10 protein-coding genes are annotated in these 12,035 nt (G+C 73.1%); all 10 read right to left on the bottom strand.

What is annotated here, in order from left to right; translation table 11 throughout:
- Nucleotides 1-39: 39 nt before the first annotated feature.
- Nucleotides 40-1,227, bottom strand: coding sequence for a macrolide family glycosyltransferase (locus IG54_RS0115935; protein WP_037897189.1), 1,188 nt, complete (start codon nt 1,225-1,227; stop codon nt 40-42).
- Nucleotides 1,228-1,377: 150 nt separating this feature from the next.
- On the bottom strand, nt 1,378-2,379 hold the full coding sequence (locus IG54_RS0115930) for an adenosine deaminase (RefSeq protein ID WP_030783496.1): 1,002 nt from the start codon (nt 2,377-2,379) through the stop codon (nt 1,378-1,380).
- A gap of 35 nt (nt 2,380-2,414) precedes the next feature.
- Entirely contained in the window at nt 2,415-3,320 is a 906-nt protein-coding gene (locus IG54_RS0115925) for a ribonuclease Z (RefSeq protein ID WP_030783493.1), read from the bottom strand.
- Between the two features lie 15 nt (nt 3,321-3,335).
- Nucleotides 3,336-3,689: a histidine triad nucleotide-binding protein gene (locus IG54_RS0115920; RefSeq protein ID WP_030783491.1), complete on the bottom strand. Its 354-nt coding sequence runs from the start codon at nt 3,687-3,689 to the stop codon at nt 3,336-3,338.
- A 67-nt stretch (nt 3,690-3,756) separates the two neighbouring features.
- A complete protein-coding gene (locus tag IG54_RS0115915) occupies nt 3,757-6,966 on the bottom strand; it encodes a S41 family peptidase (protein ID WP_030783487.1) in 3,210 nt (1,069 codons plus the stop codon).
- 82 nt (nt 6,967-7,048) lie between these two features.
- The gene (locus IG54_RS0115910) at nt 7,049-7,510 is read right to left on the bottom strand and encodes a hypothetical protein (protein ID WP_234336185.1); all 462 of its coding nucleotides are present in this window, start codon (nt 7,508-7,510) and stop codon (nt 7,049-7,051) included.
- 206 nt (nt 7,511-7,716) lie between these two features.
- Nucleotides 7,717-8,463 carry a 16S rRNA (uracil(1498)-N(3))-methyltransferase gene (locus IG54_RS0115905; protein WP_030783481.1) on the bottom strand — a complete coding sequence of 249 codons (747 nt, stop codon included), beginning with the start codon at nt 8,461-8,463 and terminating at the stop codon, nt 7,717-7,719.
- A complete protein-coding gene (locus tag IG54_RS0115900) occupies nt 8,460-9,533 on the bottom strand; it encodes a nitronate monooxygenase (protein ID WP_030783478.1) in 1,074 nt (357 codons plus the stop codon). The genes IG54_RS0115905 and IG54_RS0115900 overlap by 4 nt, the downstream gene beginning before the upstream one ends.
- A 285-nt stretch (nt 9,534-9,818) precedes the next feature.
- Complete coding sequence (gene dnaJ / locus IG54_RS0115895; RefSeq protein ID WP_030783475.1) at nt 9,819-10,955, bottom strand: molecular chaperone DnaJ; 1,137 nt, start codon at nt 10,953-10,955, stop codon at nt 9,819-9,821.
- Nucleotides 10,956-11,972 (bottom strand): heat-inducible transcriptional repressor HrcA, encoded by a 1,017-nt coding sequence (hrcA, locus tag IG54_RS0115890; protein WP_030783472.1) that lies wholly within the window; start codon nt 11,970-11,972, stop codon nt 10,956-10,958. It lies immediately after the preceding gene.
- Nucleotides 11,973-12,035: the final 63 nt, after the last annotated feature.

Raw genomic sequence — 12,035 nt, 5'->3', positions numbered from 1 at the left:
CCGCCGCGTCAGCGCCCCGTCTCCCCGAGCAGCGCGGCGCTAAAGCTCGGCCTCGATCAGGTCCGCCGCCCGCGAGGCACCTCCCTCGCCCCGCACCTCCGCCCTCAGCCGCGCGCAGCGCTCCGCGACTTCGGGATCCGAGGTCAGCTCCAGGAGCGCCGCCCGTAGCGCGTCCGCCGTGGCGTCCGCGGTGTCGATCCTGCGGGCGACGCCCAGTTGCACCAGCCGGTCCGCGTTCAGCGGCTGCTCGGCCCCCTGTGGCACGGCGATCATCGGGACCCCGCAGAAGAGCCCCTCGGAGCTGCTCCCCATGCCCGCGTGGGTGACGAACGCGTCGGCCTGCTCCAGGACGGCCAACTGCGGTACCCAGGAACGCACTTCGATGTTGGCGGGGATGTCTCCCAGCTCGACCGGGTCCACGTGCCTGCCGACCTGGAGGACGACATGCCAACCCGCGAGCCCCCCGAAGGCGGCCACGCACCGCCGGTAGAACGCGGGTTGGTCGGTGTACGCCGAGCCGAGCGAGACCAGCAGCACCTTCTCGGCGCCCGCCGGACGCGTCCAGCTCCCCTGCCGCGCGAGCCGGTCCCCGAGGCAGGGCCCGACGAAGTCGACGTGCGGGCCGACCGTCTCGGCGTGCGGCTGCATGGCCCGCGGGATCGTGGCCAGCGCCCGCGGCGGTACGCCGGAGAACCGGCCGACGTCGAGCGTGGTGGCCCCGCACCCGGCGAGCCAGTCCTTGAAGCGGGCCTCCAGGGCAGCGGCCCCCGGCAGCCGCGCGAGGGCCGCGCCGATGTCCTCCTGGTAGCCGCCCCAGGCCACATAGGTCGGCGACAGCTGCACGAGCGGCCGCCCCTGGGCCTCGGCGAGCGCACGGGCGACGTACGCGCCGACGTCGTAGAGGTAGAGGTCCGCGGGGTCGTCGTCGTACGCCGCGCGCAGCCGCGGGAGCACCGCCATCGCGTCGTCGAGGAAGAGCGCGCCGACCTCGATGGGGTCGTCGGGCCAGATGTTGTCGCGGTGCGGGAGCGTCGAGTCGTACGGGACGAGTTCGGCGCCGGTGGGCTCGATCAGGTGGGCGGCGGCCGGGTCGTTGGCGTACGTGACGCGGTGGCCGCGTGCGGCCAGCTCACGGACGATCTCCAGGCTGGGCAGCACATGGCTGACCATCGGGACGCCGATCATGGCGATATGGGCACGGCGGCGGGCGGGGCCACGGGATGGCATGAGGGATCCTTCGGCGACAGAAAGCTACGGATGCGGACACGGCGGGCCGCCGCCTCGGCCCCGAAGGGCGGGCGGGGCCACGGGAGGCCGTGTCAGCCGTAGATCTGCGCGATGGTGTCCATGCCGGGACCGTAGCCCCGGGCCCGTCGGTCAGTCGAACGAATAAGCCTCGACCTCGGCGAGGTAGCGCGCCCGCAGCGCCTCGTCGGCGGCGTCCCGGTCGAGGAAGGCCGCCTCGAAGGAGTTCCGCGCCAGGGTGCGCAGCCGCTCCTGGTCGATGCCGAGCGCCTCGCGGACGGCGTGGAAGGTGTCGTCGACGTACCCGCCGAAGTAGGCGGGGTCGTCGGAGTTGACCGTGCACATCAGTCCGGCGTCCATCATCCGCGCCAGCGGGTGCTCCTCAAGTACGTCGATGGCGCGCAGCCGGACGTTCGACAGCGGGCACAGGGTGAGCGGCACCCGCTCGCGGACCAGGCGCTCGACCAGCTCCGGGTCCTCCATGCAGCGCAGCCCGTGGTCGATGCGCTCGACGCGCAGCAGGTCCAGGGAGTCGGTGATGTAGGCGGGCGGGCCCTCCTCGCCGGCGTGGGCGACGAGCCGCAGGCCCAGCGCGGCGGCGGCCTCGTACACCTCCTTGAACTTGGCCGGCGGGTGGCCGACCTCCGCCGAGTCGAGGCCGACGCCGATGATCCGGTCGAGGTACGGCTCGGCGGCCCGCAGGGTCTCCATCGCGGACTCGGCGGACTGGTCGCGCAGGAAGCACATGATGAGCCGGGTGGAGACGCCGTGCCGCTCCTCGCTCCGGTCCAGCGCGCGGGCCAGGCCCTCGATGACGGTGGCGAGGGGCACGCCGCGCGCGATGTGCGCCTGGGGGTCGAAGAAGATCTCCGCGTGCCGTACGCCCTGGGCGGCGGCGCGCGCGAGGTAGGCGTCGGCGAGGTCCTCGAAGTCGGCCTCGGTGCGCAGCACGGCCATCAGGCCGTAGTAGAGGTCGAGGAAGGACTGGAGGTCGTCGAAGAGGTAGGCCTTGCGCAGCTCCTCGGTGTCGGCGTAGGGCAGTTCGACGCCGTTGCGCGCGGCGAGTTCGAAGGCGAGTTCGGGTTCGAGGGTGCCTTCGATGTGGAGGTGGAGTTCGGCCTTGGGGATCGGCATGGTGCGGTCTCGCTCGGGTCGTTCGGGTGGGGGGTTCAGGTCCGCTTGGGCAGCGGGACGCGCAACAGGTCGCGCGCGATGGTCAGTTCGCCGTCGAACCCGGCGGCGCGGGCCTGCTGTTCGTAGCACCCGGGATCGGAGTAGCGCTGGCTGAAATGCGTCAGTACGAGATGCCGCACCCCCGCGTCGACGGCGACGCGCGCCGCCTGACCGGCCGTCAAGTGGCCGTGGTCGATGGCCAGTCGCTCGTCCTCGTCGAGGAACGTCGACTCGATGACGAGCATGTCGCAGCCCTCGGCGAGCGCGTACACGCCGTCGCAGAGCCGGGTGTCCATCACAAAGGCGAACCGCTGGCCGCGCCGCACCTCGCTGACCTCTTCCAGTGTGACGCCGCCGAGGACGCCCTCCTTCTGGAGCCGCCCGACGTCGGGTCCCCTGATGCCGCGCTCGGCGAGCAGCCGGGGCAGCATGCGGCGTCCGTCCGGTTCGGTCAGGCGGTAGCCGTACGACTCGACGGGGTGGGAGAGCTTCATCGCGTCGAGGGTGTACGAGGGGGCGGCGGCCAGCGGCCCGTCGGCGGCGACCGGGGCCTCGGTGAGCGCCACGGTCTCGCGGTAGGCCGTGGCGTACCGCAGCCGGTCGAAGAAGCGCTGCCCCGAGGCCGGGAAGTGGGCGGTGACCGGGTGCGGGACCCGGTCGAGGTTGATGCGCTGGATCACCCCGGCGAGGCCGAGGGAGTGGTCGCCGTGGAAGTGCGTCACGCAGATGCGGTGCAGGTCGTGGGCGGCGACCCCGGCGCGCAGCATCTGCCGCTGCGTGCCCTCGCCGGGGTCGAAGAGGATGCCCTGGCCGTCCCAGAGCAGGACGTAGCCGTTGTGGTTGCGATGCCGGGTCGGGACCTGGCTGGCGGTGCCGAGCACCACCAGTTCACGTGCGGACAAGAGGTGGTGGCCCCGCTATCCGGGAGGCCACTGGAGGCCGCGGCCGCCCAGGACGTGCGCGTGCGCGTGGAAGACGGTCTGACCGGCGCCCGCACCGGTGTTGAAGACGATGCGGTAGCTCTCCGCGCCCTCCTCGGCGGCGACCGCCTGGGCCTCCCGCAGCACGTCCGCGGCGATCTGCGGCTCGGCGGCGGCCAGCGCGGCGGCGTCGGGGTGGTGCGCCTTGGGGATCACCAGGACGTGGGTCGGTGCCTGGGGGTTGATGTCGCGGAAGGCGATGGTCGTCTCGGTCTCCCGCACCACGGTCGCCGGCACCTCACCCACGGCGATCTTGCAGAACAAGCAGTCGCTTCGCGCTTCGCCCGCCATGGGTCCGGCCTCCTCGTGAACAGTGATCGGTACGCACGGAATGCTATCCCTCGCCGCGGCGCGGGGCCTATGGCGCCCCGGGGAGGTCCGGCGCCGTCTTGGCGGGGTTCTCCGCGAGGACGGCGAGCGCGATCCGCACGGCCTCGTCCAACTGCGGGTCGCGGCCCGCCGCGTAGTCGTCCGGGGTGGTCACGACCTCGACGTCGGGGGCGACGCCGTGGTTCTCGACGCCCCATCCGGGGCCCTCCATCCAGAACGCGTACTTCGGCTGGGTCACCAGCGTCCCGTCGACCAGGTGGTAGCGGCTGTCGATGCCGACGACGCCGCCCCAGGTGCGGGTGCCGACGACGGGGCCGATGCCGAGCGCCCTGATCGCGGCGTTGACGATGTCGCCGTCGGACCCGGAGAACTCGTTGGCGACGGCGACGACGGGGCCGCGCGGCGCGTCCAGGGGGTAGCTGAGGGGCCGTGAGCCGCGGGGCAGGTCCCAGCCGACGACGCGGCGTGCCAGCTTCTCCACGACGAGCTGCGAGGTGTGCCCGCCGCCGTTCTCGCGGACGTCCACGACCAGGCCCTCGCGGGCGACCTCGACGCGCAGGTCGCGGTGGATCTGGGCCCAGCCGGGCGCCTGCATGTCGGGGACGTGGAGGTAGCCGAGGCGGCCGCCCGAGCGCTCGTGGACATGGCGCCGCCGGTCGGCGACCCAGGCGTGATAGCGCAGGGGCTCCTCGTCGTCGACGGGGACCACCACGGCGTGCCGCGGGTCTCCGCCGCCCGACGGCGAGACGGTCAGTTCGACGGGCTTGCCCGCGGTGCCGACGAGGAGCGGCCCGGGGCCCGTGACGGGGTCGACGGGCCGGCCGTTGACCTCGATCACCGCGTCCCCCGGGCGGACCGCGACGCCGGGGGCCGCGAGCGGCGACTGCGCGGCGGGGTCGGAGGTCTCCGAGGGGAGGATGTGGTCGATGCGCCACTGGCCGTCGGCGCCGCGCGAGAGGTCGGCGCCGAGGAGGCCCTGGCGGTGGACGGAGCCGCCGCCCCCGCCGGGGGTGACGTACGCGTGCGAGGTGCCCAGTTCGCCCTGGACCTCCCAGAGCAGGTCGACGAGGTCGTCGTGGGTGGCGACGCGGTCGAGCACCGGGCGGTAGCGCTCCAGTACGGCGTCCCAGTCGACGCCGCCCATGTCGGGCCGCCAGAAGTTGTCCCGCATGAGGCGGCCCGCCTCCTCGTACATCTGGCGCCACTCGGCGGCCGGGTCGACGGTGTGGCGGATCCGGGAGAGGTCGACGGTGATGTTCGACTCGCTGTCCTCGTCGCCGGAGGCCCGCCGGTCGCTGGGCACCACCTTCAGCTTGCCGTCCGTCCACAGCAGGACCCGCTTGCCGTCGCCGCTCACCGCGAAGTGGTCGGCGTCGGCGGCCAGTTCCTCCACGTGGCGCTGGGCGAGGTCGTAGCGCTCCAGCTCGCTGTGCGGCTCCGGGTCGGCGGGGGTGGCCCGGGAGGCGCCGAGCACGCCGCGCACCGGGTGGCGCAGCCAGAGCAGGCCGTCCTTGGCGGCGCGCAGCGTGGTGTAGCGGGCGGCCTCGACGGGGAAGGGGACGATGCGGTCGGCGAGCCCGTCGAAGTCGATGCGGGTGACGGGCGCGCCCTCGCTGTCGGGTGTCTCGGCGCCGGGGCTGTCCTGCCCCTCGAAGGGCCTGCCGTGCCGCTGCGGCCCGAAGGGGGAGGGGGTGGCCGCGGCGAGGGTGATCAGGTAGGGCCGTGAGCCCCCGACGAAGGCGAGATCGAACACGTGCTCGTCGTAGACCGGGTCGAAGGCGCGGGCCGACAGGAACGCGAGGTGCTTGCCGTCGAGGGTGAACGCGGGCGCGTAGTCACGGAAGCGCAATGGGGTCGCCTCGGACACCGACAGGTCGGCGGTGTTGGCGAGTCTGAGCTGGCGCAGCGGGCGCGGGCCGGGGTGGGACCAGGCGAGCCAGGCGGAGTCGGGTGAGAAGACGAGCCCGGTGACCTCGCCGTCCGCGCTGCGGTCGACCTCGCGGACCTCGCCGCTCTCCCGCTCGACGAGCAGGACGCGCCCGTCGTGCGAGGCGACGGCGGCGCGGCCGCCGTCCGGTGACATGGCGAGCGAGAGGACCCGGCCGAGCTGTCCCGCGGCGAGCCTGCGGGGGGTCGCGCCGGGCGCGGGGCCGGTGGCGGGGGCGAATTCCAGCGCCTCGTCGCCCTCGGCGTCGGTCACCCACACCACGTGCTCCTCACCGGCCACGCGGAAGGTGCGGGGCAGCCGGGCGCGCACCCCCGGCGTGGCGGCGAGCGCGCGGGCGGGCCCCTCGCGGTGGGTGATCCAGTGCACGGAGCCGCGCACGGATACGGCGCTGCCGCGGCCGGTGTGGTCGGGCGCGGCGGCCCCGAACCAGCGGGCGGCGGACACGGGGTGCGGCTGGAGGTCGGCGCGCTGGCCGCCGAGGCGGATGTCGAGGCGGCGCGGCTCGGCGCCGGACAGGTCGTTGAGGAGCCAGAGCCGACCGGCGCTCGTATAGATCACGCGGGTGCCGTCGGTGGCGGCGTGCCGGGCGTAGAAATCGTCGATGGGCGTGTGGCGGCGCAGGTCGGAGCCGTCGGGCAGCGAGGAGTACAGGGCGCCGACGTCTTCGTGGTCGGAGAGGAAGGCGATGCGGTCCCCCACCCACAGCGGGTACTCGATGTTCCCGTCGAGGTCCGCGTGCAGGCGTACGAATTCGGCGTCCGCCGCCTCGCGGATCCACAGCTTGCCCGCGGTGCCGCCGCGGTACCGCTTCCACCAGGCGGCCTCGCGGCCCATGGGGGCGGAGAGCAGCAGGACCTGCCCGTCGGGGCCGTGCGCGGCGTCGCCGACCAGGCCGTAGGGCAGGGTGGCCGCGGGGCCGCCGTCCAGCGGCACGGCCCGCGCCCAGCTGCGGCGCAGGGAGGCCTGGCCCGCCGCGCTGACGGCGAGGACCTGCCCGTCCGGGGTCCAGCCGCGCACGCCCGTCTTCCATGTGCCCCAGTACGTCAGCCTCTTGGCGGGGCCGCCGTCGACGGGCGCGATGTGCACCTCGGGTGCCCCGTCGCGGGTGGACGTCCAGGCGACGGTCGTGCCGTCCGGGGAGAAGCGGGGGTGGTTCACGGGCATGTTGTCGGCGCTCACCCGCCAGGCGCGGCCCCCGTCGAGGGGGGCGACCCAGACGTCGTCCTCAGCCGTGAAGGCGGTCAACTCGCCGTGGATGTGCGGATACCGGAGGTACGCAGTCTGAGTCACACCACCCAGCCTAGGCAGGCAGCGGGCGGCCCGGCAGCGGTTTGGATCACTTCGTCCCCGGCCGCCCGCCGGTGCCCGCCGGTCACTTCCCCGGGGCGCAGTCGCAGGTCGCGGGCGGCGGCGGGGTGACGGTCACCGTGACGGTGGTGGTGGGGCCGGGCTCCGGCTCGTCGTGGGAGGGCGGCGGGGAACCGGACGGCGGGGAGGGCTTGCCGTCGCCGTCGCCGTCGTCCGCCCCGCAGTTGCCGAGGACGTCGACCTGGAACCACTCCTTGCCCTCGACCTTGGCGGTGAGGTTGCCGCGTACGCACTTGCCGTCGACGACGGCGCGCACCTTGCCCGTGATGGTGATGTCCTTGCCGCCCTCGGACTCGCCCTGGCAGTCCACCTCGACGACGGACTCGGGCGTCGGAGCGCCGCTCTTGGGCGTCACCCGGTCCTGGTAGCGGGCCGTGCAGCTGAGCCACGCCACGTCGAGACGCTGTCGCTCCAGCGCCTTTGTGCCCATCTCGTCGACGGTGAGCGCGACCGCGGAGGTGTTCAACCCCCCGCCTACGGGCTCACACGCGCCGGCCCCCAGCGCGGCGGCGCCGACGAGCCCGACGGCGCCCAGGATGGGCCTTCGCCGTTTCCATACGTTCCGCTGCTGTAACCGCCTCAATGCCCCCATAGGCGGCAGGGTGCCACCCCGTGCGCCGGTGCGGTAGACCGCTTGCGGCCATCTGTCGACCCGCGCCCGCCGGGCGGGTGTCAGGACCAGCGGCCGGTGCGTCCGAGGAGCAGCGCGGTCGCCGCGGTCCCTGCGGTCGACGTACGCAGCACGCTGCGCCCGAGGCGGTACGGCTTGGCGCCCGCCTCGGCGAAGGCCGCCAACTCGTCCGGGGAGACGCCCCCTTCGGGCCCGACGACGAGAACGATCCGCCCGCTCGCCGGCAGTTCCGCGGTGGCCAGCGGCTCGCTGCCCTCCTCGTGCAGGACGGCCGCGAAGTCGGCGTCCGCGAGGAGGGCGGCGACCTGCTTGGTGGACGCCGCGTCCGCCACCTCCGGGAAGCGCACGCGGCGCGACTGCTTGCCCGCCTCGCGCGCGGTGGCCCGCCACTTGGCCAGCGCCTTGAGGCCGCGCTCGCCCTTCCACTGCGTGATGCAGCGCGACGCGGTCCACGGCACGACCGCGTCGACGCCGGTCTCCGTCATGGTCTCGACGGCGAGTTCACCGCGGTCGCCCTTGGGCAGCGCCTGGACGACGGTGATCCGCGGCTGCGCCTCGGGCTCCTCGGCCACGGAGCCCATCGTCACCACGAGCCGGTCCTTGCCCTCCGTCTCCAGGACCACGCACTGCGCCCACCGTCCGGCGCCGTCGGTCAGGACGACGTCCTCACCGGCGCGCAGCCGCTTCACGGAGACGGCGTGCCGCCCCTCGGGCCCATCGAGTACGTACCGTCCGCCGCCGCGCACATGCGCGTCGAACCGCTCGACGACAAACACGGGGGCGGTCACGCCGCACCGTCCCGCGTCGACGCGCCCTGGGCCTCGGCCAGTTCGGCCGCGAGGACCTCCACGAGCTGTCCGGCGGGCAGTTCCCTGGCGAGCCGGTGGCCCTGCCCGGCCCAGAGCGCCATGCCCTGCGCGTCACCGGCCTTCGCGGCGGCCTTGCGCAGGCCGCTGGTGAGGTGGTGCACCTGGGGGTAGGCGGCGGGCGCGTACGGGCCGTGCTCGCGCATGAAGCGGTTGACGAGGCCGCGCGCGGGCCGCCCGGAGAACGCCCGGGTCAGCTCGGTCCGCAGGAACATCGGATTGGTCATGGCCTGCTTGTGCAGGTGGTTGGCGCCCGACTCCGGGGTGACCAGGAACGCCGTGCCGAGCTGAGCGGCGTCCGCGCCGGCCGCGAGCACCGCGGCGATCTGCGCGCCGCGCATCAGGCCGCCCGTGGCGACGATGGGAATCTGCGCGGTCTCGCGGACCTGCGTGATGAGGGAGAGCAGCCCGATCCCGGCGCCGTCGGCCTCGGGGTTGTCCTTGTGGGTGCCCTGGTGCCCGCCCGCCTCTATGCCCTGCACGCAGACGGCGTCGGCACCGGCCCACTGGGCGGCCTGGGCCTCCTCGGGCGTGGTGACGGTGACGACGGTGACGGTGCCGACGCGCGCGAACGAGTCGAGGACGTCGCGGGTCGGGCAGCCGAAGGTGAAGGAGACGACCGGCACCGGGTCGTCGAGCAGGATCGCGAGCTTGGCGTCGTACCCGTCGTCGCGCCCGCTGTCCGGGTCGCCGAGCTGCGTCTCGTACCAGGTGGCCTCACCGGCGAGCTGGCTGCGGTACACCTCGACGGCCGCGGCGTCCGCGTACTCGGGCTGCGGCATGAAGAGATTGACGCCGAAGGGCCGCGAGGTCAGGCCCCGCACCTGCTTGACCTCCTGGTACATCCCGTCGGCGGTCTTGTACCCGGCGGCGAGGAACCCCAGCCCACCGGCCTCGGAAACGGCCGCGACCAACTGCGGACAGGAGGCACCGCCCGCCATGGGGGCCTGCACGATCGGAAGGCGACACAGCTCGGTCAACACGGAGGACATAACGGCATCGTGCCACGCCCCCACCCCCCAACCGAACCACCCCCCACAAGGGGCACGGGGGAAGCCCGTAAGGGCCGCAGGGGAAGCCCCGCAAGGGGCGCACGGGAGGCCCCGTAAGGGGCGCGGGGCTGTGACACAAGCGGCTCCGCCGCGGGGCGCGAGCAGCCCCGTAAGGGGCGCGGGGAACTGCGCGAGCAACCACAACGCCCCCGCAGAAGGCCAACAAAGCGCCCCCGGCACGGGAAGAATCCCGCCACCGGGGGCAGAGCGACACCGCCCAAGGCGCTACCGCCCGTTAAACGCATCCTTCAGCCGAGAGAAAAGCCCCTGCTGCCCCGGCTGAAACTGCCCCGTAGGCCGCTCCTCGCCCCGCAGCTGCGCAAGCTCCCGCAGCACCCGCTCCTGCTCGGGATCGAGCTTCGTCGGCGTGAGCACCTCGACGTGCACGATGAGGTCACCGCGCCCACCGCCCCGCAGATGCGTGATGCCACGCCCGTGCAGCGGGATCGACTGCCCGGACTGGGTGCCGGGGCGGATGTCGACCTCCTCCATGCCGTCGAGCGTCTTCAGCGGCACCTTCGTGCCGAGCGCCGCCGCCGTCATCGGGATGGTGACCGTGCAGTGCAGGTCGTCGCCGCGCCGCTGGAAGACGTCGTGCGGCAGCTCGTGGATCTCGACGTAGAGGTCACCGGCGGGCCCGCCACCGGGCCCGACCTCGCCCTCGCCCGCGAGCTGGATCCGCGTGCCGTTGTCCACACCGGCGGGGATCTTCACCGTCAGCGTCCGGCGCGAGCGGACGCGGCCGTCACCGGCGCACTCCGGGCACGGCGTCGGCACGACCGTGCCGAACCCCTGGCACTGCGGGCACGGCCGCGAGGTCATGACCTGGCCGAGGAAGGACCGCGTGACCTGCGACACCTCACCGCGGCCGCGGCACATGTCACACGTCTGAGCGGACGTGCCCGGCGCGGCACCCTCACCGCTACAGGTCGTACACACCACGGCGGTGTCGACCTGGATGTCCTTGGTGGTCCCGAAGGCGGCCTCGTCGAGGTCGATCTCCAGCCGGATCATGGCGTCCTGTCCGCGACGCGTGCGCGAGCGCGGTCCGCGCTGCGACGCCGTCCCGAAGAACGCGTCCATGATGTCGGAGAAGTTGCCGAAGCCACCGGCGCCGAAGCCGCCCGCGCCTCCGCCGCCCGCCTGGGACAGGGGGTCGCCGCCGAGGTCGTAGACCTGCTTCTTCTGCGGGTCCGACAACACCTCGTACGCGGCGTTGATCTCCTTGAAGCGCTCCTGAGTCTTCGGGTCCGGATTCACATCCGGGTGAAGCTCACGCGCCAGCCTCCGGAAGGCCTTCTTGATCTCGTCCTGGGAAGCGTCGCGGCGCACGCCGAGTACGGCGTAGTAGTCCGTGGCCACTTACGACTCCGCCAGGATCTGTCCGACGTAACGTGCCACTGCGCGTACTGCTCCCATCGTTCCCGGATAGTCCATGCGGGTCGGTCCGACCACGCCTAGTTTCGCGACTGCCTCGCTCCCCGAACCGTAGCCGACCGAGACCACGGAGGTGGAGCTGAGGCCCTCATGGGCGTTCTCATGACCGATCCGTACGGCCATGCCCGAATCCTGCACCTCACCAAGCAACTTGAGGAGCACGACCTGCTCCTCAAGGGCTTCGAGAACGGGCCGGATCGTGAGGGGAAAGTCATGTCCGAAGCGGGTGAGATTGGCGGTCCCGCCGATCATCAGCCGCTCCTCGGTCTCCTCGACGAGTGTTTCGAGGAGGGTGGAGAGGACCGTCGCGACCGTACCGCGGTCCTCGGTCTCGAAGCTCTCGGGCAGGTCCTGCACCAGCTGCGGCACGTCCGCGAAGCGGCGGCCCGCGACCCTGCTGTTGAGCCGCGCCCGCAGGTCCGCGAGCGACGTCTCACCGAAGGGCGCCGGACAGTCGATCATGCGCTGCTCGACCCGGCCCGTGTCCGTGATCAGTACGAGCATCAGCCGGGCCGGAGCGAGCGAGAGCAGTTCCACGTGCCGCACCGTCGACCGCGTGAGCGACGGGTACTGCACGACGGCGACCTGCCGGGTCAGCTGCGCGAGCAGCCGGACCGTGCGCCCCACCACGTCGTCGAGGTCGACGGCGCCGTCGAGGAAGTTCTGGATGGCGCGGCGCTCGGGCGCGGTCATCGGCTTGACGCCCGCGAGCTTGTCGACGAAGAGGCGGTAGCCCTTGTCCGTCGGGATGCGCCCGGCGCTGGTGTGGGGCTGGGCGATGAACCCCTCCTCCTCCAGCGCCGCCATGTCGTTGCGCACCGTGGCCGGGGAGACGCCGAGACTGTGCCGCTCGGTGAGCGCCTTGGAGCCGACCGGCTCCTCCGTCCCGACATAGTCGTGGACGATGGCGCGCAGCACTTCGAGCCTGCGTTCACTGAGCATCGCGCACACCTCCAGCCGTCATCCGTCGCGGTGGTCCCCTGCCTGGCACTCAACGCGGGTGAG

Source organism: Streptomyces sp. NRRL S-920, assembly GCF_000717945.1.
GTDB lineage: Bacteria > Actinomycetota > Actinomycetes > Streptomycetales > Streptomycetaceae > Streptomyces > Streptomyces alboniger.
The sequence above is the reverse complement of the archived record's forward strand: the minus strand, read 5'-3'. Positions and strand labels throughout refer to the sequence as shown.